The organism is Ruminococcus sp. FC2018 (assembly GCF_000621805.1).
Lineage (GTDB): Bacteria > Bacillota > Clostridia > Oscillospirales > Ruminococcaceae > Hominimerdicola.
This window is the reverse complement of the sequence record NZ_JHXH01000001.1, coordinates 164,099-190,074: the sequence shown is the minus strand read 5'-3', so window position 1 is coordinate 190,074 and position 25,976 is coordinate 164,099. Positions and strand designations below refer to the sequence as shown.

The following is a 25,976-nucleotide window of genomic DNA, read 5'->3' as shown; positions in this document are numbered from 1 at the left end:
TTCGGTTGATATAACCATGATACCACATCTTCAGGAATTTGTAAAGAAAAAGAGCTGCCTTAAAAAGCAGCTCAATTTATCAAGAGAACTTATCTTTAAGCTTGTCAAAGAAGCTTTTGCGCTTTGCATAGTTCTTATCGCTCATTGTCTTTTCAAAGTCCTTAAGCATGTTTTTCTGATCCTTTGAAAGATTCCTTGGCACCTCGATATTTACCCTTACATAGTGGTCACCGTGAGATGAACTGTGGACTTTCTGTATGCCCTTTCCTCTCAGACGGAAGACTGTTCCTGTCTGGGTACCTTCAGGGACAGTATATGTTACCTTGCCGTCAACGGTAGGTATAGTGATCTCATCGCCAAGAGCAGCCTGAGTATAAGTAATAGGTATCTCTGTCCAGACATCGTATCCGTCACGCTCAAATATGGGATCGGGACGGACATTTATGCTCACCATAAGATCGCCGCTGGGACCGCCGTTTCTTCCCGCATTACCACCGCCGGCAAGTCTTACGATCTGACCGTCTGCGATTCCTGCCGGAATGCTGACCTCGACCTCCTGTGCGTTTTTGACAGCACCCTGTCCGCCGCACTTTTTACAAGGAGTATCCACGATCTTGCCCTTACCTCGGCATCTTTCACAGGTAACTACCTGTCTTACGCTGCCGAAGAGTGACTGCTGGGTAACGACCCTCTGACCTTTTCCGTTACAGTCCGGACAGGTTTTCTGTGAAGAACCTGCTGCCGCTCCGCTGCCGTGGCAATCGGGACATACAACCGTTTTATTCACTTTTATCTTTACAGTCTTACCCTTGCAGGCTTCCATAAAATCGATATTTGCATTTACTCTGATGTCAGAACCACGCTGTGGAGCGTTAGGGTTTGCAGAAGCTCTTGATCCTCCGCCGAAACCAAAGCCGCCGAAGATCGTATCAAAGATATCACCCATATCTCCGAAGCCACCAAAGCCGCCGGCTCCGGCTGCACCCGTTCCAAAGTTAGGATCTACGCCTGCAAATCCGAACTGGTCATACTTCGCCTTTTTATCCGGATTGGAAAGTATCTCATAGGCTTCGTTCACTTCTTTGAACTTTTCCTCAGCCTCTTTATCTCCCGGATGAAGATCGGGGTGATATTGCTTTGCCATTTTTCGGAAAGCCTTTTTTATTTCATCATCCGAGGCACTTTTTGAAACACCCAGCACCTCATAATAGTCTCTTTTATCTGCCATATATCATCACTCCCTGAAACGGAGCACGACTCCTTACCTGTAAAATTTCGTGTTTATAATACAGCATTACCTCTGCCCGAAAAAGCAGGCAGAGGTGTTGCGTATTTGTTATTATTCTGCGTCCTTGAAATCAGCGTCTATCACATCGTCTCCGCCGTTATTGGAGCTTTCCTGTGCAGCGCCGCCCATGTTGCCCATATTGCTCGGATCAAATCCCTGTGCGCCCTGAGCCTGTGCACCAGCCTGCTGATAAACCTTTGTAGCGATCTTCTGGAAGCACTCCTCAAGCTCCTTATTTTTAGCCTTGATAGTCTCAACGTCAGTTCCCTTGAGAGCTTCCTTTACAGCGTCGATCTTAGCCTGGCACTCGCTCTTGTCGTTTGCATCAACCTTATCGCCGAAGTCGCCAAGTGCCTTCTCGCACTGGAAGCACATCTGGTCAGCCTGGTTTCTTGCGTCGACATCTTCCTTCTTCTTTGCGTCCTCGGCTGCAAAAGCTTCTGCTTCCTTGACAGCCTTGTCGATATCCTCCTTGGACATATTGGTGGAAGAAGTAATAGTGATATCCTGCTCCTTGCCTGTGCCAAGGTCCTTAGCGGAAACATGAACGATACCGTTAGCGTCGATATCAAATGTTACCTCAATCTGAGGTACGCCGCGGGGTGCGGGAGCGATACCGTCGAGTTTGAACATACCAAGCTGTTTGTTATCCTTTGCGAACTCACGCTCACCCTGGAGGACGTTGATCTCAACAGCAGTCTGATTGTCGGCAGCGGTGGAGAATATCTGAGATTTCTTAGTCGGGATAGTTGTATTTCTCTCTATGAGCTTTGTGCAAACTCCGCCCATTGTTTCAAGACCAAGTGAAAGCGGAGTTACGTCCAGAAGCAGCAGTCCTTCCTTAACGTCGCCGCCGAGAACACCACCCTGATATGCAGCACCAAGGGCAACGCACTCGTCAGGGTTGATGCCCTTGAAAGGCTCTTTGCCAAGGAACTTCTTTACAGCGTCCTGGACTGCCGGGATCCTTGAAGAACCGCCCACCATAAGAACCTTCTGAAGCTCATCAGCAGACAGACCGGAGTCGGAAAGTGCCTGACGAACAGGACCCATTGTAGCCTCTACAAGGTCAGCTGTCATTTCGTTGAACTTAGCCTGTGTAAGTGTAAGCTCCAGGTGCTTAGGACCTGTTGCATCTGCTGTTATGAACGGCAGAGAGATAGTTGAGTTAGGTGTGGAAGAAAGCTCGATCTTAGCCTTTTCAGCAGCCTCTTTAAGTCTCTGCATAGCCATCTTATCGTTTGAAAGGTCAACGCCCTCTGAAGCCTTGAACTCCTTTATCATCCAGTCGATTATTCTCTGGTCAAAGTCGTCGCCGCCAAGTCTGTTATTACCTGCGGTTGCAAGTACCTCTGTAACGCCGTCACCCATTTCGATGATAGATACGTCGAATGTACCGCCGCCCAGGTCATAAACCATGACCTTCTGGTCCTCTTCCTTATCAATGCCGTAGGAAAGAGCTGCGGCGGTAGGCTCATTGATTATTCTCTTTACTGTAAGACCTGCGATCTGACCGGCATCCTTTGTAGCCTGTCTCTGGGAGTCTGTAAAGTAAGCAGGAACTGTGATAACAGCCTCTGTTACCTTCTCACCCAGGTAAGCCTCTGCATCAGCCTTGAGCTTTTGCAGGATCATAGCGGAGATCTCCTGAGGAGTATATTCCTTACCGCCCATTTTTGCCTTGAAATCGCTGCCCATATGTCTCTTGATAGAGATCACGGTGTTGTCAAAGTTGGTAACTGCCTGTCTTTTTGCTACCTGTCCTACAAGTCTGTCACCGTTTTTTGAAACGCCCACAACGGATGGTGTTGTTCTTGCGCCTTCGCTGTTAGGGATAACGACTGCTTCGCCGCCCTCCATAACTGCTACGCATGAGTTTGTTGTACCAAGATCAATACCGATTATCTTTGCCATAAGTCATTCATCCTTTCCTTATATAAAACTAAATTTTAAACTGTTTATGGGTTCGCTACAACTACCATAGCATATCTTATCACTTTATCGCCTATCTTATACCCCTTCTGGAACACCTGTGCGACTTCGTTTTCGCCATACTTTTCGTCCTCGATCTGATTGACCGCATTGGCGATATTGGGGTCAAACGTCTGACCAAGGGGATCGATCATCTCAACACCAAGCTTGGTGAGCATATCACCGAACTGTTTGAAGATCATTTCAACTCCGGCTTTATAGTTCGTATCCTCTGTTTCAGCGGCAAGTGCTCTTTCAAAGTTATCAAACACCGGAAGTATCTCGCTGATGGTGTTACCTTTAACTGTTGCGGAAAGCTCTAATCTTTCCTTTGCGGAACGTTTCCTGAAATTGTCGTACTCAGCCATAAGCCGCAGGTATTTATCCTTACTTTCCTCAAGCTCTTTTCTCAGCTTTTCCTCTTCAGTAGGCTCCTGCTCCTGCTGCTGTTCAGTTTCCTCAGACTCCTGTGGCTGAGCGGTTTCCTCTGCCTGTTCAGCTTCGCTTTCCTGATCCTGCTGCACAGTCTCCTCAGCTTCGGCAGCGTTGGTCTCTTCCTGATCCAGCTCCTGCTTTATCTCGTCACTCAATTTGTTTGCCTTCCTTTCCTAACTTTTATCTTCCGAATCTTCATCTACGACTGCTGTATCGCCGCTCTCATCATGCTCGGTGAGCATCTGGGAGATCCTGTCGGTAAAGTATTCAAGATAAGGTATAAATTTTTTATAATCAAGCCGCATAGGACCGATAAGTCCCAGAGATCCTGCATTTTTTCCGTTCTTTTTGTAAGGTGCTGTGATGACCGAAGAATTATGGATAACAAAGCCGTCCTTTTCATCTGAGAACATGACCTGCAGATCGGAAAAAGTATCGTCGATAAACTTTGAGATCTGCTGCGTGTCATCATCAAGGAACGAAATTATCTCATTCTGATTGAAGTCCTTACAGGTCAGAAGATTTTTATGTCCCTTGACCTTTACGTCCTGTGCCCTGATCTCCTTTGTCATCTTTATAACCTCGGAGAATATAGGCGAAAGTGTAATCATGTATGCGCCCATTGCAGCCACAAGCTTATCAACATATTCGTCTGAAAGTGCGCTGACAGGCAGACCGTCCAGATTTTCCTTGACAAAGTTATTGAAAAACTCAAGCTGTTCATTATCAAGGTCAAATTCAAGTCTGAACGCTTTGTTTTTTATCATTCCCCCTGACGTTACCATCAGGATAACATACATTCTTTTACCTGTAGGAATGACCTCAACCTTTGAGATCATCGAGAACTTTGGTGTGGAATCGGCGATTACCGTGGCGCATTTCGTGAGCTGTGCCAACGCAAGGGACGCGCTTTCAACAAGGTCGTCCTCGGAGATATAGTCCGTATCCAGCATCTGATCCAGAACTTTTTTTTCGTCTGCGCTCAGCGGATCCGACTCGGTGAGCATATCTACATAAAGCCTGTAACCGTTATATGTGGGCACACGACCCGCAGAGGTATGGGGCTGTTCAAGATAGCCCTGTTTTTCAAGCTCTGCCATCTCATTTCTTATGGTTGCAGATGAAGCCTTAACGTGCTTCATTATCGCCTTTGAACCTACAGGTTCTCCGGTTACGATATATTCATCGACCACCGCTGTAAGTATTTTCAGCTTTCTGTCATCCATGATCTCACCTGCATAGTCATAATTAGCAATCCTGTATTTGAAGTGTTAGCACTCTTGCCCTTTGAGTGCTAAGTATAGTTTATACCTTTTCCAAAGATTTGTCAAGGGCTTTGGAACTATTTTTTTTACAAATTTGAAAATCCATACTTTTACAATATAGCTATTTTGCACAATAAAGGTTCTGCAGCTTCATTATTTCACCGATTTTATGGCGGGTTTTAGTCTTTTACCACTTGACATCACAGGGCAAAAGTGCGATAATATAAGATGTTTAATTGTTCGATAACATTGAAAGGACAGGATTTTATGAAAAAAGAGCTTAACAAGGTTTATGATCCTTCACAAGTCGAAGACAGGATATATAAGTTCTGGCTTGACGGCAATATGTTCAGGGCTGATCCGGACCCGGAGAAGGAGCCTTACTGTATCGTAATGCCGCCTCCGAATATTACCGGACAGCTTCACATGGGGCACGCCCTTGACAATACACTTCAGGATATTCTTATACGCTGGAAGAGAATGAGCGGTTACAGCGCACTGTGGGTACCGGGAACCGACCATGCTTCCATTGCAACAGAAGCCAAGATCGTTGAACAGATGCGCAAAGAGGGCATTACCAAGGATCAGCTTGGCAGAGACGGATTCCTTGAGCGTGCATGGGACTGGAAAAAGCAATACGGCGGTCGTATCGTTTCCCAGCTCAAAAGGATAGGTTCCTCATGTGACTGGTCAAGGGAACGCTTTACAATGGACGAGGGCTGCACTAAGGCAGTCAAGGATGTTTTTGTTAAGTACTATGAAAAAGGATACATTTACAGAGGCGAAAGGATCATCAACTGGTGTCCTCACTGCAAGACCTCTATCTCAAACGCAGAGGTTGAATACGAGGACCAGGCAGGACATTTCTGGCATCTGAGGTATCCCCTTACAGACGGCAGCGGTTATGTAGAGCTTGCCACCACAAGACCGGAGACACTGCTTGGTGATACCGCTATCGCAGTTAACCCCAAGGACGAAAGATACAAGGACATAATCGGAAAGACAGTCCTGCTTCCGCTTGTAAACAGGGAAATACCTGTTGTTGCGGACAACTATGTAGATATGGAATTCGGTACGGGCGTTGTAAAGATCACTCCTGCACATGACCCCAACGACTTTGAGGTCGGCGCAAGACATAACCTGCCGATCATCAATGTGCTCACTGAGGATGCAAAGATCGTTGACGACTACCCTGCTTATGCCGGAATGGACAGATACGACGCAAGAAAGAAAATAGTTGAAGATCTTGAAAAGGGTGGTTTCCTTGTAAAGACCGAGGAACACGAGCACAATGTGGGCACCTGCTACCGCTGCGGAACTACGGTAGAACCGAGAGTTTCTCTCCAATGGTTCGTTAAGATGAAAGAGCTTGCAAAGCCTGCAATAGAGGCTGTCAGAACGGGAGAAACAAAGTTTATTCCTGCAAGATTTGATAAAAACTATTATCACTGGATGGAAGATATACGTGACTGGTGCGTATCCCGTCAGCTGTGGTGGGGACACCGTATACCTGCATTCTACTGTGATGACTGCGGAGAAACGGTTGTAACACGTGAAAGCAGTGCGGTTTGTCCAAAATGCGGCAAACTAATGAGACAGGATCCGGATACACTTGACACATGGTTCTCATCGGCACTTTGGCCGTTCTCCACTCTTGGCTGGCCCGAGCAGACAAAGGACCTTGATTATTACTACCCTACAAACACGCTTGTAACAGGTTATGATATAATCACATTCTGGGTTTCAAGAATGATGGTTGCAGGCATGGAGCATATGCACCAAAAGCCATTCAGCACCGTGCTTATCCACGGACTTGTAAGAGATGCCCAGGGCAGAAAGATGTCCAAATCCCTTGGCAACGGTATTGACCCTCTGGAGATAATCGACAACTACGGCGCAGATGCTCTCAGGTTCATGCTTGCAACAGGCAACTCCCCCGGAAACGATATGCGTTTCATGGAGGAAAAAGTCAAGGCATCAAGAAACTTTGCAAACAAGATATGGAACGCTGCAAGATTTATCATGATGAATCTGCCGGACGGTTTCAAGGCAGAAAAACTCCCCGAAAATCTCAATGTTGAGGACAAGTGGGTCATTTCAAAATTCAACACGCTGGCAAAAGAGGTTGGAGAAAACCTTGAAAAATTTGAGCTTGGCGTTGCAGTCCAGAAGCTTTACGACTTTATCTGGGACGTTTACTGTGACTGGTATATCGAACTTACAAAGCCTCGTATCGCAGCAGGCGGTGAGACTGAAGCTACCGCTCAGCAGGTGCTTGTATGGGTAATGAAGGGTATGCTGAAACTGCTTCATCCGTTCATGCCGTTTATCACAGAGGAAATATGGCAGGCACTTGTAAACGACGGCACCGCAATAATGCTCCAGGAGTTCCCTGTTTATGACGAAGATCTGAAATATGCCGAAGATGAGGCGACATTTGAAAAGATCATCGCCGGAATAAAGGGCATCAGAAACTGCAGAGGCGAGATGAACGTTCCGCCTTCAAAGAAGGCTAAGCTGTTTATTGAAACCACTCAGAAAGATGTTTTTGCACAGGGCGAAATGTTCTTTGAACGTCTTGCATACGCAAGCGAGGTCAACATAAGTGAAAAGGTTGAGGAAAAGGACTGCGTTACGGTAGTTACCGACTGCGCAAGGTTCTTTATACCTCTTTCGGACATCATTGATGTTGAGAAGGAGACTGCTCGTCTTAACAAGGACAAGGAGAAGATACAAAAGGACATAGACTTCCTAAGCAAGAAGCTGAACAATCAGGGCTTTATCGCAAAGGCACCTGCTGCGCTTATCGAAGCAGAAAAGGCAAAGCTTGCCAAGGCAGAGGAAAAAATGGAAAAAATAAAGGAATCCCTTGCTTCTCTTTTGAACAGATAATACACGCAAAGGGCTTTTCCCGAGGATCGGGGAAAGCTCTTTTTTTGGAGTTTTTTTCTTTAATAAAATAATGTGTCCCAGGGAAAAATAATAATACAATTTAGAAGAAAGGAGCGTAAAAAATGAAAAAGAAAAATAATAAGCACTTATCGGATGGCACAAAAATATATACTCCAAAGAATGTTGTTCCCCGAAACCAGGAGCTTATAATAACGGATAATTTTACCGAAGTCAGTGGAAGAGTCTATAACCGCAGTGATGAGAATGCCGAAAAAGCCCGTGAGTGGGTGAATGATATAAAGTTATAGTTGAAAAAGCAGCAAAAGTATGTTATTATGATAATAACAACTTTTCGGAGGTGTGACTATGGGTAAGGTCGCATTTATCACAGGGGCAAGCGGTGATATCGGCAGAGCTGTTTCAATGCAGCTGGCAAAAGACGGATTCAGCGTTGCACTTGGTTTCAACAGTAACAAAAACTCCGCCTGTGAGCTTTCACAGAGGCTTAATTCAGACTGTACAAAGGCTATTGCTGTGGAATGTGACATCACAAACAGCGTGAGCATTTCAAATGCTCTTGAGCAGATAAAAAAAGAGCTTGGCAGCGTTGAGCTTCTTGTGAATAACGCAGGCACAGCAGACATCAGGCTGTTTACCGACAACAGCTACCGGGATCTTTCAAAAATGATAAACACCGACCTTCTTGGAGCAATGGAAGTTTCAAGGCAGGTGCTTGCAGATATGATCCACGCAAAAAAAGGCTGCATAATCAATATTTCATCTGTATGGGGTGAAAAGGGTGCATCCTGCGAGGTCGCTTACAGTGCGGCAAAAGCCGGACTGATCGGATTTACAAAGGCACTTGCCCGTGAGGAAGGACCAAGCGGAATAAGGGTCAACTGTATATCATGCGGGTTTATAGACACAAAAATGAACTCCTCACTTTCACAGCAGGACAAAGCGGCAATAATCGAGGATATTCCCTGCGGCAGGCTGGGAACTGTGCAGGATATTGCAAATGCGGTATCATTTATCGCAAGTGAAAAGGCTGACTATATCAACGGTCAGGTGATCCGTGTAGACGGATGCTGGATATGAAAAAAGCTCTCCGTTTTTACGGAGAGTTTTTTAAAGCACTATCTCAACTTCCCTGTCCACAACCATTGAATCGGGGGCAACAAGACAATCGTAGCATAATAGCTTAACACCTTTTTCCGATGCAAGCTTCATTGCATCGCCGAACTCTTTGTGTGTTGCATAGTTGGGGGTAAAATACTTAACGTCCTTCATCTGCACAAGAATAAGCAGCACAGCTTCATAACCGTCTTTGATACACTCGATAAGCTCGCCTATATGCCTTAACCCACGCTGAGTCGGAGCGTCGGGAAACATTACGACCCCGTTTTCCTCAAGTGTGCATCCCTTCACCTCAAGATACATTTTCCTGCCGCTTTCATGCTCCAGCATAAAGTCAAAGCGGGATTTTTTGTAGCTCTTCTCAGCCAACACCCTCCAGCCCTCACCAAAGGGCTTTTTGTTTACGAGCCACTCAAAGGCTGCTTTGTTAGGTGCCTGGCTGTCCATATTTATTAGCCTTTCGCCCTTTTGTACGGCAACAAGGTCATAAAGTGTCTTTCTCTCAGGATTGCCGCTTTTCTCAAGATATACCTTACAGCCCTTTATCAGTAGCTCTTTACACCTTCCGGTATTTTTTACGTGGCATACATAAGGCTTTGAATCTATCATAACATTTGCAATAAACCTGTTGGGGCGGTCAATAAACTCTCCGCAAACGATGTTTTCATACTTCATTTTATCACCCGTATAAAGCATAACACATTCCTTTGCATTTTTCAAGCACATCGTTTTTTACCGCTCAACACACAGTTATCATACAGCTTTCATATAGCTTTCAACTTGTGGTTAAAACAGACAAAACAGCGTATATTTAGTGTTTTGATTTGTTAAAAACTTATCTTGACGATTTTTTGTTATTATGGTAAACTTAATTTGTTGATTTTAGCTGATAAAACAGCAAGAAGGGAGAAATACTTATGAAAAAGATGTTAACCGCAATTTTAGCGCTTTCAATGATCTGTGCCGCAGTAACAGGCTGTTCTGACAGCTCATCTTCCAAGGACACATCCACAGCAGGTGCTTCTTCATCATCTGCTGTATCAAGCGATTCTTCAGAGGTTGAAAAATCTGCTGTTACACAGAACAATCCGGCTCTTCCCGATTCATCCGACCCAGCAGAAAACTCTCAGTCCCAGTCAGGTCTGAAGTTTGAGGATTCCTTCACGTATAAGCTTATGCAGACCACAAAAACAAAGACATATTCAATGTCTATGGTTATGGATTATATGTCTGTGAAGATCCCTCTTTCAATGGAGCTTAACGGTGAGAACTTCCACCTTACCATGGATATGTCTTCTATGGGCGGCGATAAGGACACAGAGACATATTACCTTGACGGCAAGACCTATGCACTTATCAGAGCACAGAAAGTATATTCCGTTACCGAAGGAAACGGATCTAACGCTGCGAAAATGTCACCTGACTTAACACTGGAGGGAAATGTTGAGCTTGTGAGCGTTAAGGAAGAAAACGGAATGACCGTGGAAAAGGTAAAAGTCAAGAACCAGAACGAGCAGGGTGCTGAGGTAGCTACCGAGGCAACATATTACTATGATAAGTCCACAGGTGTACCTAAGAAGATCGAAGCTTCCGCATCAGGTGTCAAGAGCACAGTGGAGATCACTTCATTCAGCGACTCTGCACCCGAGATAAAACTGCCTGACTTTACCGGCTGGACAAAAGTAGATGCAAACTATCAGGATCCTAACGCCAAGGGTGCAGACCCTACACAACAGCCACAGGCTTAACAGGAGTGAAAATAATTGTTTATTAAGAAAATTGTAAGCATAGCTGCTGCATTGGCACTTGCCTGCTCAATGTTTTGCGGCTGCGAAAACAAAGACAGCTCGGACAGCTCGGGCGATTCGTCCGGTTCATCGGTACAATCCCAGAGCCAGGCTGAAAGCAAGTCTGACGCAAGCTCCCAGGGGTCATCACAAGCCGGTGCAGATTCAAGCAGTCAGGAGCAGAATAAAACCAATGCTATAGGCTATGACGTTAAGGGCAGCAAAAGACTTTATGACAGTCTGAAAGAAACATACAACAACAAGGACGGCTACAAAGTAACAATGGTCCACGCTAATACAGGCGGATCAACCATCGTCCTTAACAAGAAAGACAATAAGATATTCAGTTCAACTGCCAACAACAACTCAAAGACTGCAATACTTTATACCGGTGATAAAAAAGCCACCATGTTTGATTTCACCAACATGAAATATCAGGAGCAGGCTGTAACCGACGAAAAGAGCTTTGTTGCGCAGAAGGATCTGCTTTTCGGAATGACAGGTGATTTTGTACAGGCACAGATAGACCAGAAATCTGACGTTATTGTTGAAACCTACAAAGTCAACAAGAACGTTGCGGGACAGGACGGTCAGATAGGTTTTTGTTTCAAAGGTTCAGACGGCAGCTTCTGCGAAGTATATCTGCTCTACGAGGGTGCTCAGATGGCTGAGTATTTCGGCGTAAGGGAGATAGGCAAGGCAAGCGACGAACTTTTCAAAATGCCTGAAATAAAGGACTATAAAAAGGTTTGATAATAATACCCGAGATGTGAAATGCTCCCTTTTGTCAGACAATGCGGTATAATAGAAATATACCAATTTGAGATCTGACGAAAAGGGGCATTTTTATGCCTAAAGATAAGCCAAACAAAAGGTACACACAGGAATTTAAAATCAAAGTAGTAAAACTCTGTCGGGCACTTCATATCCGGGCTTCATGCTTACATAGACTGGTTCGACACAAAGCGCATTAAGCTTGAGCTTGACGGTTTGTCTGCCATTGAGTATAGACTTAATGCCGCATAACAAAAGCGACCAAGATTCCTCTTAGTCGCTTTTTATAATTATTCTTTAAAGAGTTTGTTTAAAAGCTTGGGGGCAGTTCAAACGCAGCGGATGTTTTTTGACGCATAGTAAATCTATTTTTTATCGAATATAAAAACATTGCTCTTGCTATCGTCGGGGAGTGAGCTGATATAATCAAGATAGAGATGTGTTACGTGATCGGCTTTGTTCTCATCAACAAGCTTTTTAAGATACTCAATAGACTGCTTTCTCTTTCCAAGATGGAAAAGCCTTATCGCTTCACGGAAATCATCACTTGTTCCCTGTCTAAGCTGTTTTTGTTCATCTTCAAGGCAGTCAAGCACCTCATAAACAGACTTAACTTCGTTAACACCTTCCATCCTGATCATGCCAACATATCTTGTTGAAAGCGTATCCGGTGATGTCATACGGTCAAGAGTGTCTTTGGTAATAAGCATAGCAGTCTGGTAAGTTTTGGTCAGAGATTCAAGACGTGAACTAATATTAACAGTGTTTGATATGACTGTTCCGGCAAGTCTTTCCTCCTCGCCGACAATTCCTATCCGTGCCATGCCCATATGGATGCCTATGCCAACATTTATCTCGGAAACCTTGAGCTTATGAGCTGTGGCAGGATCAAGCACTATACTCTTGTACAGCTCAATACCTGCATTTACAGCGGAATCAGCCGTTTCAAACAATGCCATAACAGCATCGCCTATGTACTTATCAACAAATCCGCCGTACTTTCTTATTATAGGTCCTGCGATACCGTAAATAACATTGACGAATTCAAAGTTTTCCTTTGCAGTCATCATTTCTGAATTGAGGGAGAAAGAGCGTATATCACAGAACAATACGGCAAACTCCCGGCTTTGAGCATCGCCAAGGGCAAGGTCCGTAAATTTTTCTTTTCCAAGCAATTCACGGAATTTTTCAGGAACGAATTTATAATAGAACTTTTCGTTCTTGTCCTTTTCTTTATTTATCTCGGTAATGTCATGGATATACTTATTTGCTTTCTGGGAAAGATCGTTAATAGTCTCAGCAAAGACCTGTATCTCATCCTTGGTATTATATATTTCTTTCATCTCAAAGGCTTTTCCTGTTTTACCGCCTTCGATAAGATCCTCCGTCATAGCAGCCATAGGTTTTACTATTCTGCCTGCAAGCCACAAAGCTGCAAAGGAACCAAGGATAAGTATAATGAATATCATCACAATGGATGTCTGCTTTGACTTGGAAGCACTGTTTTCAAACTCAGTTGTTGCTTCATTATTTATCCTGTCATATTCGTCAAGCATAGCCTGTGTTGGCTGCTGGGTAATATCCTTTTCAATAAAGGAAAGAACTGTCCATCCAATAGTTTTCATAGGTGAACCCAGCACAAAGTATTCCTTATTATCAACAGTGATAAGCTTAGGGGGCGTCTGCTCTTTATAGGAAGCTGTTATCAGCTCACCAAGGTCTTTGTTCTCACCTTTTCTCAGATCAGCAGCCTTATCATCTATATCAACCTTGAGCGTGCCGCTTTTTTCAGGAGAAAAAACAATTTTTCCATCATTATTGACAACGCAGACAAATCCGCCGTCAGCTTCAGACTTATTTACATAGTCAGCCATTGAATCCAGGAAAAGGTCTGCGCCTACAACACCGATAAGCTTTCCGCCTGAATAGACCGGTGCGGCACAGGTCACACAGGCTTTGCCTGTATAAGCATCTGTAATAACTCCCGTAAAGCAGATATCACCCTTTTCAACCGCTGTTTTATACCATGGTCTTTCACGTACAGGAAAATTGACAACTTTTCCGGAACTATCAAATTTATTTGCCGAATGCTCATCTACACAAAGGTGGGTGCCGTCTGACAAGCCGAAGTAACAGCTGTTAATGCTTTCTGCACTCTTAAGCAGAGCTATCATGGCATCACCCATATTTGATGCCACACCAAGGTATTCCGACTTTTTATAGTCAACTCCGTTTTCCCAAAGCACCTGCAAGGCGATCTTCCCTTCATTGGAGGCGTCGGGAACAGGACCTTCACGCCGCTGGAAGGAGTCCTTTTTGTCAAAGGTTTCCTTTGCAAGGGACTGCAGGGTCACAACGCTGTTTTTAAGCCCCACAAACAATTCATCGGCAATATATGCCTGAAGTGCGGTGGTCTTTGACAATGTTTTATTGACAACGCCGTTCATTGTTTCCTCAGAGACCTGCCTGATAGCTTCCTGCTGTTTATCCTTTGCATCGCTTACAGTTTTGGAAAGAGTCCTGCTCTGGTAGAAGGAAACCGCACCAAACACGGCTACCATAAGCAAAAGGAATATCAGCACAAGGTTAAGTATCTTCTGCTGAAGCCCCCCTAAAGTAATTCCAAAAACCTTTTTCATCCAAACCACCTCTGTACGGTCAAAAAGCTAAGTTCAAAAATCAGTTCAATAGACCTGACTAATAATTCTAAATTCTCATTTTTATTTAATTATAACACACAAATCCGAAAATGTCACTACCAATCGTGCAGAAAACCGATGAAAAATCGCTCTTTTATTAGAATGGCGTTTTTTGGTTGACATTACGGCTTATTTATAGTATAAATATGATAAGCAAATAATGAAAATCAGTAAATACAAGAGGGTACAAACATGAAGATACTTTTTATCGGCGGAACAGGAACAATAAGCATGGCAATTACAAGGCTGCTTGCGCAAAGGGGCGAGGAGCTGTATCTGCTGAACAGAGGCAGCAGAACTGCTGCTTTACCTGAAAATGTCGAGGTCATAAACGGAGACATCAACGACGAAGCTGACATTGCCGCAAAGCTTAAGGGGCTGAGTTTTGACTGCGTGGGAGAGTTTATCGGATTTGTTCCCCAACAGCTTCAGCGGGATTTCAGACTCTTTAAGGACAAGACAAAACAGTTTATCTATATCAGCTCTGCTTCTGCATATCAGAAACCTCCTGCAAGCCACATCATAACGGAAGAAACACCTCTTGAGAACCCATACTGGGAGTACTCAAGGAACAAGAAAGCCTGCGAAGAATACCTAATGGCTATGTATCGTCAGCATGGATTCCCTGTTACTATCGTTCGTCCAAGCCATACTTATGACGAGCGAAGCGTACCTCTTGGCGTTCACGGAAACGGCGGGAGCTGGCAGGTGGTCAAGAGGATCATGGAGGGCAAACCGGTTATCATTCACGGTGACGGCACTTCGCTTTGGACCATAACCCACAACAGCGACTTTGCCAAGGCTTATACCGGGCTTATAGGCAGAAAAGAAGCCATTGGGCAGGCTTTTCACATAACATCCGACGAAAGCGTAACATGGAACCAGATCTATCAATACATTGCAGATGCGCTGGGTGTTGAGCTAAAGCCTTACTATGTTTCCTCTCAGATGCTGGCTGACATGAGCGATTACGATCTTACGGGAAGCCTTATCGGCGACAAAGCGAACTCCGTGATCTTCGATAATTCAAAGGTAAAAGCTCTGGTGCCCGATTTCAAGGCAACTGTAAGCGCAAAGGAAGGCATTGAAAGAACGGTCAGGAACATTCTTGCACACCCGGAACTACAAAAGGACGATCCCGAATTTGACAGATGGTGCGACGAGATAATTTCACTTTGCGAACAGGCAAAGAAAAACTGCTCATTTAATAAATAGTAAGCAAAACAAAAGGACTGTTACCTTCGGGCAGCAGTCCTATTTTTATTGCACACAAAAAACCGGCACTCACATAGAAATGAGCACCGGTATGTAATATCAATCACCAAAGGAAATTCCTATATCTCTTGCAGTTTTTACAAGCTGGTCATCCTGTGGGACAAACTTAGTCTTTCCGGCAACCTCAGAAAGCGGATTCTCGCTGACATTATCCTTTATCATTGCAACTGCATAGCCATATTTCTCTTTAGAAATAAGCTTTGCTGCATGGACACCGAACTTAGTTGCAAGGACTCTGTCATAAGCCGATGGGCTGCCGCCTCTGAGCATATGACCGGGAACGCAGACTCTCGCCTCGTTGCCTATCATCTCTTCGATCTGCTTGGCGATCCTGCTTGTTGCGGTAGTGATCCCGTTTTCAGCTCTGTAAGCTGCCCTTTCCTTCTTCTTCATCTTTGCTTCCTTGATATCGTATGCACCCTCAGCCACAGCAAGAATAGCAAATCTCTTATCCTTACGCTTCTCACAGGCTTCGGCAAGCTTCTCGATATCATAGGGTATCTCCGGGATAACGATCATATCCGCACCGCCTGCGATACCGGCATAAAGGGTAAGCCAGCCTGCCTTATTACCCATTATCTCGCAGACAAGTATTCTTCCGTGGGAGTTCGCTGTGGAGTGGAGTCTGTCGATAACATCTGTTGCGGTATTTACGGCGGTATGGAAACCAAATGTAACGCTTGTACCCCAGATATCGTTATCAATGGTCTTCGGCAGACCTATAACGTTCAGACCTTCCTCTGAAAGCAGATTGGCGGTCTTATGGGTGCCGTTTCCGCCAAGGGTAAGCAGACAATCAAGCTTTTGTTTTTTATATGTATTCTTCATTGCCTTAACTTTGTCAACGTTATCGTCCTCAACCACCTGCATTTTCTTAAAAGGCGTTCTTTTCGTTCCGAAGATCGTTCCGCCTGTGGTAAGTATTCCTGAAAAATCAGACTGGTTCATTTCACGGCACATATTGTTTATAAGTCCGAAATATCCGTCTTCGATACCTACTATTTCAACATCGTTTCCAAATCGCTCATAGCAAGCCTTGGCAACGCCTCTGATAGTGGCGTTAAGTCCCGGACAGTCACCGCCGCTGGTAAGGATACCTATTCTTCGTTTCATATATAAAACCTCCGTCTATTGGATTTTAGTACTTGTCGTCTTCATCGCTGGTAAATCCCAGTATTTCCATATCTTCCTGAGTCAGCTCTGTATGCTTTTCCACAGAAGGTTCGGAAGCGGAGCCTTCCTGTGCATCGAGCAGATCAAACGGATCTATATTTTTCTTTACAGGTGCCGGTGCCGGCTCTGCGTCGTCCTCAGAAAGTCTGAAACGAGCGATCATATTCTTCAGTATTAGCGACTGGCTGGAAAGTTCCTCACTTGCAGAGGCAAATCCCACTGCGGTAGATGTATTCTTGGAAACAACTGCAGAGATCTGATCTACGCCCGTATCTATCTGCACGATAGCATCAGCCTGTGCCTCGGAAGCCTCGGTGATATTTCTCATAAGGGTGGTTATCTCCTCGGATCTGTGAACTATCTGTTCCAAGGATTTAGCTGTATCCTCTGCGATCTTAGAACCCTTATTAACGGCAATAGTTGAGTTTTCAATAAGCTGAGCAGTCTGCTTGGCAGCTTCGGCTGAACGTGATGCAAGACGTCTTACTTCGTCAGCAACCACTCCAAATCCCTTTGAACCTTCTCTTGCAGCCTCAACAGCGGCGTTCAGAGCAAGGATATTGGTCTGGAAGGAGATCTCGTCGATGACCTTGATTATCTTTGCGATCTCGGCAGATGCATCGCTGATCTCATTCATAGCCTTGAGCATATGGGTCATATCGTCATTGCAGTTATTGATAGCTTCGGTATTATCCATAACGATATTATAGGCGTTCTTAGCGTCCATCGAGTTTTGCTGAGTCTGCTTGGAAACGTCAGTAAGGGTTGCAGAAAGCTCTTCAATAGCAGATGCCTGTTGTGTTGAGCCTTGTGAAAGCGCCTGTGCGGAATCGGATACCTGAGTTGCACCGGAGTTGACCTGCTCGGCAGACATATTTATAGCTGCAAAGGTATCGGACAATGCGCTGAGTATCTCGTTGAACGTGCTCTTTATCTTATAGAAATCGCCCTTGAAGGTGCCTTCCATTTTATGACAAAGATCGCCTTCAGAGATCTTTGTAAGTGCAACTGTAATTATGTTGATATACTGTCTCAGACTAAGTACCGTTTCATCAAGGGAGTTAGAAAGCACGCCAAGCTCGTCGTTTGAATACCAGACATCCACAGGATCGGTCAGGTTGCCCTGTGCAAGTCCTCTGATCCTGTCTGTGGCGGAAACGATCGGCTTTGAAATTCGGCGGGCAAAAAGAGATGCACAGATCATAACAACACACAAAAGCACGATCCCCACAAAGAATATGCTTTCCAGAGCCACCATAGCGGTCTTTGTGTACTCGGATGAATCGGTGAGCATAAGGATCTTGGCGTTAAAGGTAGATACTTTAAAATAGCCTCCAACATATTCCTTGCCGTCATATTTGAAAGTCACATAGCCGTCATCGGACTCATTGACATTTTCAAATGCTGAGGCAACATCCTTGTAATCCTTATTATCCTTTGCTTTTTCAATAGGATTTTCATACTTGAACATAGAGGAAGACGAAGTAGGATGAATTATGATCTTACCGTCGGAGTCAACGATATACAACTCGCCCATTTTGCTCAATGAGTTCTTTTCCAGAATAGACGAAAGAGCATAGCCGTTGAGCGCAACACCCATTACCACTTTTTTTGAAGGATCCTTGGGATCGTTGAATGCAGACAGCAAAGCAAACGATGACAGATTTTCGGAATTGACGCATTTTGTTATGACCGGTCTTCCCACAGTTATTGCCTCGGAAACATCACTTGAGGTAACGATGCTGTTTATATCAAGTGAAACGTCTCCGGAATGGCTGAGTATTTTTCCGGTGGAGTCAAAGACGTAATAGCTGCAATAATCGGATACAGCAACGTTGAATCGCTCTTTGACTATGGTCGGGAAGTTGGTTTTAAGCGAAGAAACGACCTCTTCAACAGTTTTGCCGTCAGAGCTTTTATGTATGGATTCAGAAAGACTTTCGCCAAGCCTGTTTACAGTCTGGTCGAAATTACCTGCCGTACTTTCAGCTATCGGCTTTATGGTATTGGCAAGAGTCTCAATAGACGATTTCTTAACAAAGCTTACCGAAATAAGGCTCAGTCCTGTTATCAATACAACAGCCACCACGACCACCGCAACGGTGAGCTTTGATTTCAGAGATTTAAGGAATTTGCTGCCTCTGAATGAGAAATAAAAAGCCAAGGCTGCAAACAGCAGAACCGCTATGATAATAACGATTTTTAAAGTGTTAGAAAGTCCAAACACTGACCATCACCCCTATATTTTTGAAATTAACAAATTATTCAGCCATTATTTTATTTATTGTATCACATTTGCACAAAAAATGCAAGAGAATGGAGAATATTTTTTGTAATTAAATTTGTTTGTTCATCATAAGTTTTAACAAATGAAACGGAGAATTGATATGAACATTCACAAACACTTAAAAATCAGCAATTTACTAAAGATATTTGCCGTAATAGCTGTATATATCTGCACTATGGTGTTGCTGCGGTCAGACGTGAGCGCACAAGGCACAACAAGTGCTCAAAGCGTGGTAATACTGCGCTACAACAGTATTGACCAGGGAGATGGCACAGTATCTGTGGAAAGCTTTGAGCAGGATGTGCGATATCTCACAAACATGGGTTACACCCCTGTTTTTGTATCTGATATAGCAAAAGCTTTGAAGGACGGCGGAGAGCTGCCCAAAAAATCAGTTGCTCTGCTTATCGACGGGTACAGTGCCGGGTGCAGCGGTAAGGTAGGAGAAATAATCGAGCAATACTGCTTCAAGGCAACGGTATGCGTATATGGCAAACAAACAGAATACTCGTCAAACAGTGCGGATACAGGTGAAAAATATCTGCGCTGGAGCGAAATTACCGATCTTAACCAAAAGGATTGCTTTGAATTTGCAAACGGCGGGTTTTCCCTTTTGCAGGACAAATCAGCCATTCAAAGGGAGGGAGAGGACTTTGACAGCTATCGCAGCAGAATGATAAGGGACATATACGATATGCAGCAGCTTTTCATCGAAAACTGTGGATTTGAGCCTGTTATATTCACCTTTGCACAGGGTTGCGAAAATGATTCTCTCATCAGGATCTTAGGTCATTCCGACTTTCTCGGTGCTGTGGGTACACAGGAAGGATCAATAGAACTTTACGGTAAAAACAGATCTCAGCGCAGATATATGAAATGCATAAAAAGGAACAAAGATGATGAAATTGAGGACATAATAAAATAAGCTGCCGCAAATAGCTACAAAAATCAAAACCGACACTTGCCGTGAGCAGGTGCCGGTTATTTTTATGCTTATATAGGCGTTTATAAGCAAAAGCTGCCCCTTTCGGAGCAAAAAAATCAATACTTGAGCAAAAAAAAGCAGCCCCTACTGGAGCCACCCTTCTACAAATATCAGTATAAAACATTATTCGGAGAAAAGATAGTAAAAACTGTTTGTAAAATGTAAATATTTTATTATTTATGACTCACAAGGTGATATTTTGACTGTTTATTTGACCTTTTGGCGAAAATAGTATATAATATAGTAATAAATCACAAAAAGGAGCTGGGAAAGTTGAAAAAAGCTGTTTGCATACCGCTTTGCATTATATTATCAATACTTTTCCCGGCGCATCTATGGGCTGAGGGCGGTTTCGAGCTGTCGCTCTTTGCACCTGAAAAAGACGTAAAAACCGGCGATGAACTTACCGTAAAAGTCAGGATCTCCTCTCAGGAAGCATTGGGAAAGGTCTCAGCTGTTATTTCATACGACGCTTCCCTGCTTGATTTCCAAAGCGGTGACAGTGCAAGCGGAAGCAACGGAATAATCAACATCAACCACACGGCAGGTGAAAACACTGCGGCAGAGCTTTCACTGGATTTCACTGCTTCGTCCTCCGGCACAGCAGTAATAAACGTAGTAAACTGTTACGCTACAAATACTCAGGGCGTTGAAAGCGACCTGGGAAGCACATATGCAAGCTTTGAGATATCACAACAAAACCAAGTCACCCAAAATCAGCATGATACGACAACTCAAAGCAACGTCCCCTCTCAGGGAGTGCTGGTTGATCTGAAAATAGACAAGGGAACGCTTATCCCTCCTTTTATGTACAGTATCCACGAATACAGTGTAACTGTTCCATATGAAGTAGACAAGGTAGAGGTCGAGGGTAAAACAGCAAGTCAGACCGACAGGATATGGTACACGGGCAATCCGGAATGTGTTGTTGGCAATAATGTCAGGACGATCACAGTTACGGACATTAACAACGTAGAAACTGTGTACAGGATAAACATACTAAGGCTTGAAAAGAATACAGAGCAAACTCAGGCTGTGGCACAGACGGGGGCTGTTTCTCAGGACAATAAAACAGATACCGGTTCAAAGAACGAGGCAGTTCCAAAGGCGGAACAAAAGGACTCATTAAAGGAAAAGCTTATGCCTGCACTTTACATAGCTCTGATAGTTCTGGTGGTAGCATTGATAATTGTGGTCATCTGGATCCACAGCAGGATATCCCGTAAAAAGGATAAAAAAGAGGACAAAGAAGAAAAAAGCCGCAAAAAACGCAGTCGGATAAAGGTCACAAACACAAACGAAAAGAACAGATCCAAAAAGAAATAAAGGTGCAGACAATATGATGCTGCACCTTTTTTCTATCCTTTAAGAAGCTTTACGAGAGATTTGCCAACAAGTTCTCCTGAATACTGAGCCTGCTCAATGGAGTTGCCATGGCTGCCCATTTCGATAAGCAGGGAGCCTGTGGTGAGATCCTGATTATAATGACGGTAATCAAAAAGCACAGGGCGGGTCAGAGTCTTATAGTCGCTTTCTATCTGAGATTGGAGTTTTGAGGCAAAGATAAAGTTTTCAAGACAATTCGGCATTCCCATTGTACCGTCGTCGCAGCCTGAGATAATCATTATCTGTGCTGCCTGTTTTCCGTTTATTTCGGTGACAGGTGCTATTCTTGTGCCGTCGGCACGCTGTATCCCGTCACGGTGTATATCAAGACAGACCTTTATCGAGGGATATTTTTTCAATATCTCCTTGACTGTTTTACGGCTTGAATCGTAGGCACCGTTATAATCCGGATGGTCATGAACAAGCGTATCATGCACATAGGTTATCCCTGCTTCGTCAAGCTGCTGGCATATCCTGTCTCCCACGCTTACAACATTTTTGTCCATTTCGGTGGTTTTACTTGAGAAGGTATTATCATAAAAATCCCGTGCATAAGGCTCATAACTCTCGGTCGTGTGGGTATGATAGATAAGCACCTGGGGTTGGTCGGAGGAGGCATCTATCTTAAAGGGCAGATCTTTGGAAAGCTGCTGTTTAAGCACGTCGTTTGAGCGCTCGGTACAGTTTCTTACTTGCCCTCCCCCGGGCAGATCTATATACTGTGTTCCCTTATAAGCGGGGTATGTATAGTTTTGTATCACACCGTCATGACGTTCCAGACTTTCGGGATATTTCACCATTGCCAGACTTTCGGCTGAGGGCTGCTCGGTAAGAACACGGTGGGATTTTGGTTGTTCGGGTGATTTGTTCTGCTCCATTATTCTTAGGATATTTGTGCTGTCAATGGCAAGCTGCTCGGTTTCGGGCGGAAGTATTTTGTCTTCGCCGCTGTCTTTATCTTCTTTATCACCGGTTATTGTTGGGCTTTTGCTGTATTCTCCAGTTGCCAGAACAGCGGAAAGTGCCGCAAGCTTATTTATCCCCTGTCTGTGGGAATTATAAAAATCCATACCCAATGGTGTTATAAAGCATAAAGCCACCACGCAGGCTGCAGAAAAGCATGTCCGTTTAATTCTCATCACGATTCATCTCCTATAACAATATATATGCGCTGAAATATAATTTTATGTGTCATGGGCTAAGTTTTCAGCATATATTTTTATAGGGTGAGTATATGGATTATCTTATGATCGTCAACAGGTTTGAGCCGCTGGAAGAAGGATTTGAAAAGAGGATAAAGCTTGCAAAGGTAAGAGGAGTATACCTGGAAAAACAAACTGCACTGTCCCTGGAAAAAATGCTTCAAGACGCACAAGCAGGCGGTATAGATATACAGGTCATATCGGGATTTCGCTCGGCAGACTATCAGCAGCTGCTCTGGGAGCGGGAAATATCAAAGGAAATGGCAAACGGACTTGATTACCGCCAGGCTGTAAAAAAGACAGGTGAGACCCTTGCACTTCCCCACTGCAGCGAGCATGAGACGGGGCTTGCGGTAGACTTTGCTCAAAAAGGCGAGAAGGATGTAGGCTATGGATTCGCTTGCAGCAGTCAGTCTGTATGGCTTGAACGCAACGCTCACCGATACGGGTTTATCCTGCGATATCCACGTTTAAAGGAACATATTACAGGTATAGCATTTGAGCCATGGCATTACAGGTATGTAGGCAGCGAAAGTGCAAGCATTATCAAGAAAAGTGGTATATGCCTTGAGGAATTTCTGGATTTTTACCAGGATAAATATTTATTCGTCACAAATCGGGAGTAAAAAAACTGTGCAGGCATTACAAAAATAGAACATTACGATTGACATTGCACCTGATTGGTAGTATAATATGCACATAGTCAAACAGAAAGGATGAGCAAAGATGCAGAAGTATTCACAGAGAAAGTCATTCTGGGCACTTATGGGTGCTCTTATACTGGTTATCGCTTCCACGGCGCTTCTTGTTTACAGATATTGTGAGGAGAAGGCTCACTATGAGAAGTGGAAAGATTACGAGGAATGCGGTATCTGAAACATAATAACAAAACCGGTGCTTCAACAAGGGGCATCGGTTATTTTTATGCAAAAAAAGCACCGCACAAGGCGGTGCTGATATTTTTAATTACTGCTTGATCTGGGGAGCGTTATTGCTGCCCACAACTTCCTTGATGCCTGTTGCCAGACCGGCAAGGCCCTGGATCTCGCTTGGGATAATGATCTTGGTTGCTCTGCCGTCGGCTGCTTTGCCGAATGCTTCAAGGCTCTTGAGCTGGATAACCTGCTCGTTTGGATTAGCTTCATTGAGCTTTATGATACTGTCGGCAACTGCCTGCTGTACCATATTGATAGCTTGCGCTTCACCCTCTGCCTCACGGATCTTCTGCTCTCTGATAGCGTCAGCCTGCAAGATAAGTGACTGCTTATCAGCCTCTGCGGAAAGGATCTTTGCTTCTTTATCAGCCTGTGCACGCAGGATCTTGGACTCCTTTTCACCCTCTGCAACAAGGATCTGGGACTTTTTCTCAGCCTCAGCCTGGATGACCTTTTCACGTCTTTCACGGTCAGCCTTCATCTGACGCTCCATGGCATCCTGGATTTCTCTTGGAGGGAGAATGTTCTTAAGCTCAACTCTCTGTACTTTGATACCCCATCTGTCGGTTGCTTCGTCAAGGATAGCAGTTATTCTGGTATTGATAATGTCTCTTGATGTAAGCGTTGCTTCAAGGTCAAGGTCTCCGACGATATTACGCAGTGTTGTAGCGGTAAGGTTCTCGATAGCGGATATAGGTCTTTCAACGCCGTATGTAAACTGCATTGCATTTGTTATCTGGAAAAATACCACCGTGTCTATCTGCATTGTTACGTTATCTTTTGTGATAACCGACTGTGGCTGGAAATCAACCACCTGTTCCTTGATGGAAACACGCTTTGCAACCTTTTCGATAAGCGGGAATTTCCAGTGAAGACCTGTTCCCCAGGCAGCGTGGAATGCGCCGAAACGCTCAACTACATAAACATAAGCCTGCGGTACTACTCTTATATTGCAAACGATAAGCAGAAGTATAACTGCAAGCACCCCTAAAAGAATATAAATTCCTTCCATTAGAATATCCTCCCAAAATAAATTTTATTCTCTGACGATCAGCTTTGAACCGTCAACTTTGACAACTATGACCGCATGACCTGCGGGGATTGGCTGACCATTCTCGCTCCTTGCAGCCCAATCGGTGCCGCTGAGACGGACTCTGCCTTTGTTTGCGGAATTATCGATATCCTCGATGACCGCCGCTGTCATACCTTCATCAAGCTCATAGTTTGTTGCGACCTTTTTACCCTGAAGCTTTTTCACAAGTGGTCTGGTCAAAGCAACAAGTATCGCCGATGACGCAACAAAAACAATGCACTGGACAAGAAAGCTTACCTTTGCTATAGCAAAGAACATTGCGATCAGTGCGCCGAGCGCAAACCAGACTGAAACCAATGCCGAGCAGGTAGCCACTTCACAGATCAGAAAAAACACGAACGCTACAGCCCAGAACAAAATCATAGCAGTTGCTGTCATTCTTTTTACCCCCCTATTCATTTAAACAAGCTTTCCGCCTGTGCATATAATTGTATCACATTATTGCATAAATTTCAATAGATGGGATAATATTTTATCATTTTATCACATTGGTTACGAATTGTAATTTTCTGCTATTGCTGTTTGAGCAGGTCACAAGTGGAGTATGATTGTTTCATAAAGTAAGCTGTCAACGTAAAGCTATTCTTCTTAGCAAAACACGAACATCCCTCAAACTCCTCATAATCATAGTCTGACTCGGCTTTAGTTTTGCCTTGTTTAAGCTTATTGGTCCTAACTTTGCCTTCAAATATAGTATATTCGGTATTATCGGTCATTTTTCCGTCCACAAAGATCTTTACGGTGCAGCCTGTGAAAACGGCAATTATCTCGCTGCCGAAATGCTTGCCTTTCCACTTGCCCTGCAAATACTGCACATTGGCATCATCATATAGCTGCACATTTGAACCGGATGTATTGAAATCAAAACCGTTTTTCAAAGCATCTTCGTGGAATGCTTCGTATATCGCATCGGAAGCATCAAAGCTTACAGTCGGAGTCTGATTTGAATACATATGCAATTTTTCTCCGCTTTTATATTCCGCCAAAATGCTGTCTCCGCAGCCCTCGGGCAAGCCGTCAACGTGGCAGCTGTATCCGTTATTTCTTGCAAGGTCATACTGTTTAATTATTCTGTTAAGCTTTTCAAGTAAAAAATTGGTGCAGGAGCAATATTTCAGCTGAAATCTTGTTCCATCTCTTCTATCGCTGTTTCCGCCCGATGCAAAAACGTGGAGCCCGTCATCTTCAAGTTTGCACGATGCGGTTATTACACGATTTAAAAAGGAAAAAGACAAAAGCTCATCAGACTCTATCGTCTTAGGAGCCTGGCTGTAATGAAATTCATGTTTCTGTCCGCAGGCTTGCGAATCTTTCAAACTGCCGTTGAGCATTGCGGCTAAGTCCATTGCTCCGAATTCTCTGCCCGAATCATCATTGATCATCAACCGTCCC

Annotated in this window: 22 protein-coding genes; 10 read left to right on the top strand and 12 right to left on the bottom strand. The window is 44.2% G+C overall.

Annotated elements, in window-relative coordinates:
• Positions 1-79 precede the first annotated feature (79 nt).
• The 4 genes from dnaJ to hrcA all read right to left on the bottom strand — a co-directional run bounded on the left by dnaJ (position 80) and on the right by hrcA (position 4,920).
• Entirely contained in the window at positions 80-1,228 is a 1,149-nt protein-coding gene (dnaJ, locus tag T494_RS0100850; RefSeq protein ID WP_028504665.1) for a molecular chaperone DnaJ, read from the bottom strand.
• Positions 1,229-1,339: 111 nt separating this feature from the next.
• Complete coding sequence (gene dnaK / locus T494_RS0100845; protein ID WP_028504664.1) at positions 1,340-3,202, bottom strand: molecular chaperone DnaK; 1,863 nt, start codon at positions 3,200-3,202, stop codon at positions 1,340-1,342.
• A 44-nt stretch (positions 3,203-3,246) separates the two neighbouring features.
• On the bottom strand, positions 3,247-3,849 hold the full coding sequence (grpE, locus tag T494_RS0100840) for a nucleotide exchange factor GrpE (RefSeq protein WP_242836351.1): 603 nt from the start codon (positions 3,847-3,849) through the stop codon (positions 3,247-3,249).
• An 18-nt stretch (positions 3,850-3,867) separates the two neighbouring features.
• Positions 3,868-4,920 carry a heat-inducible transcriptional repressor HrcA gene (gene hrcA, locus T494_RS0100835; protein WP_028504662.1) on the bottom strand — a complete coding sequence of 351 codons (1,053 nt, stop codon included), beginning with the start codon at positions 4,918-4,920 and terminating at the stop codon, positions 3,868-3,870.
• A gap of 306 nt (positions 4,921-5,226) precedes the next feature.
• On the opposite strand from hrcA, the gene T494_RS0100830 reads away from it, so the two are divergent.
• The 3 genes from T494_RS0100830 to fabG all read left to right on the top strand — a co-directional run bounded on the left by T494_RS0100830 (position 5,227) and on the right by fabG (position 8,949).
• Complete coding sequence (locus T494_RS0100830; RefSeq protein ID WP_028504661.1) at positions 5,227-7,851, top strand: valine--tRNA ligase; 2,625 nt, start codon at positions 5,227-5,229, stop codon at positions 7,849-7,851.
• A gap of 122 nt (positions 7,852-7,973) precedes the next feature.
• Positions 7,974-8,159, top strand: a complete 186-nt coding sequence (locus T494_RS0100825) for a hypothetical protein (RefSeq protein WP_028504660.1) — start codon at positions 7,974-7,976, stop codon at positions 8,157-8,159.
• 58 nt (positions 8,160-8,217) lie between these two features.
• Positions 8,218-8,949, top strand: a complete 732-nt coding sequence (gene fabG / locus T494_RS0100820) for a 3-oxoacyl-ACP reductase FabG (RefSeq protein WP_028504659.1) — start codon at positions 8,218-8,220, stop codon at positions 8,947-8,949.
• A gap of 30 nt (positions 8,950-8,979) precedes the next feature.
• On the opposite strand, the gene sfsA is transcribed toward fabG, so the two are convergent.
• Positions 8,980-9,663: a DNA/RNA nuclease SfsA gene (gene sfsA / locus T494_RS0100815; protein WP_028504658.1), complete on the bottom strand. Its 684-nt coding sequence runs from the start codon at positions 9,661-9,663 to the stop codon at positions 8,980-8,982.
• 242 nt (positions 9,664-9,905) lie between these two features.
• Here sfsA and T494_RS0100810 point away from each other — a divergent pair, with 242 nt between their 5' ends.
• Together T494_RS0100810 and T494_RS0100805 are read left to right on the top strand one after the other, a co-directional pair.
• On the top strand, positions 9,906-10,736 hold the full coding sequence (locus tag T494_RS0100810; RefSeq protein WP_028504657.1) for a hypothetical protein: 831 nt from the start codon (positions 9,906-9,908) through the stop codon (positions 10,734-10,736).
• Positions 10,737-10,751: 15 nt separating this feature from the next.
• A complete protein-coding gene (locus T494_RS0100805) occupies positions 10,752-11,528 on the top strand; it encodes a hypothetical protein (protein WP_028504656.1) in 777 nt (258 codons plus the stop codon).
• A 386-nt stretch (positions 11,529-11,914) separates the two neighbouring features.
• On the opposite strand, the gene T494_RS11835 is transcribed toward T494_RS0100805, so the two are convergent.
• Positions 11,915-14,188: a cache domain-containing protein gene (locus T494_RS11835; protein WP_028504655.1), complete on the bottom strand. Its 2,274-nt coding sequence runs from the start codon at positions 14,186-14,188 to the stop codon at positions 11,915-11,917.
• A 252-nt stretch (positions 14,189-14,440) separates the two neighbouring features.
• Here T494_RS11835 and T494_RS0100795 point away from each other — a divergent pair, with 252 nt between their 5' ends.
• Entirely contained in the window at positions 14,441-15,463 is a 1,023-nt protein-coding gene (locus tag T494_RS0100795; protein ID WP_028504654.1) for an SDR family oxidoreductase, read from the top strand.
• Between the two features lie 99 nt (positions 15,464-15,562).
• On the opposite strand, the gene T494_RS0100790 is transcribed toward T494_RS0100795, so the two are convergent.
• Complete coding sequence (locus T494_RS0100790) at positions 15,563-16,636, bottom strand: ATP-dependent 6-phosphofructokinase (RefSeq protein ID WP_028504653.1); 1,074 nt, start codon at positions 16,634-16,636, stop codon at positions 15,563-15,565.
• A gap of 25 nt (positions 16,637-16,661) precedes the next feature.
• Positions 16,662-18,923, bottom strand: a complete 2,262-nt coding sequence (locus tag T494_RS0100785) for a methyl-accepting chemotaxis protein (protein ID WP_051539813.1) — start codon at positions 18,921-18,923, stop codon at positions 16,662-16,664.
• Between the two features lie 160 nt (positions 18,924-19,083).
• Here T494_RS0100785 and T494_RS0100780 point away from each other — a divergent pair, with 160 nt between their 5' ends.
• Together T494_RS0100780 and T494_RS0100775 are read left to right on the top strand one after the other, a co-directional pair.
• A complete protein-coding gene (locus T494_RS0100780; protein WP_028504651.1) occupies positions 19,084-19,908 on the top strand; it encodes a polysaccharide deacetylase family protein in 825 nt (274 codons plus the stop codon).
• Between the two features lie 333 nt (positions 19,909-20,241).
• The gene (locus T494_RS0100775; RefSeq protein WP_155983993.1) at positions 20,242-21,294 is read left to right on the top strand and encodes a cohesin domain-containing protein; all 1,053 of its coding nucleotides are present in this window, start codon (positions 20,242-20,244) and stop codon (positions 21,292-21,294) included.
• 32 nt (positions 21,295-21,326) lie between these two features.
• Here the strand turns inward: T494_RS0100775 and T494_RS0100770 are convergent, their stop codons facing one another.
• Positions 21,327-22,424, bottom strand: a complete 1,098-nt coding sequence (locus T494_RS0100770; protein WP_155983992.1) for a stage II sporulation protein P — start codon at positions 22,422-22,424, stop codon at positions 21,327-21,329.
• Between the two features lie 164 nt (positions 22,425-22,588).
• Between T494_RS0100770 and T494_RS11830 the strand changes: the two genes are divergently transcribed.
• Together T494_RS11830 and T494_RS13985 are read left to right on the top strand one after the other, a co-directional pair.
• A complete protein-coding gene (locus tag T494_RS11830) occupies positions 22,589-23,182 on the top strand; it encodes a M15 family metallopeptidase (protein WP_051539811.1) in 594 nt (197 codons plus the stop codon).
• 100 nt (positions 23,183-23,282) lie between these two features.
• A complete protein-coding gene (locus T494_RS13985) occupies positions 23,283-23,432 on the top strand; it encodes a hypothetical protein (protein ID WP_197021101.1) in 150 nt (49 codons plus the stop codon).
• A 90-nt stretch (positions 23,433-23,522) separates the two neighbouring features.
• On the opposite strand, the gene T494_RS0100750 is transcribed toward T494_RS13985, so the two are convergent.
• The 3 genes from T494_RS0100750 to T494_RS0100740 form a co-directional block, all read right to left on the bottom strand.
• Positions 23,523-24,503: an SPFH domain-containing protein gene (locus T494_RS0100750; protein ID WP_028504648.1), complete on the bottom strand. Its 981-nt coding sequence runs from the start codon at positions 24,501-24,503 to the stop codon at positions 23,523-23,525.
• 24 nt (positions 24,504-24,527) lie between these two features.
• Positions 24,528-24,962, bottom strand: a complete 435-nt coding sequence (locus T494_RS0100745) for an NfeD family protein (protein ID WP_028504647.1) — start codon at positions 24,960-24,962, stop codon at positions 24,528-24,530.
• Positions 24,963-25,096: 134 nt separating this feature from the next.
• Positions 25,097-25,966: a hypothetical protein gene (locus T494_RS0100740; protein ID WP_028504646.1), complete on the bottom strand. Its 870-nt coding sequence runs from the start codon at positions 25,964-25,966 to the stop codon at positions 25,097-25,099.
• Positions 25,967-25,976: the final 10 nt, after the last annotated feature.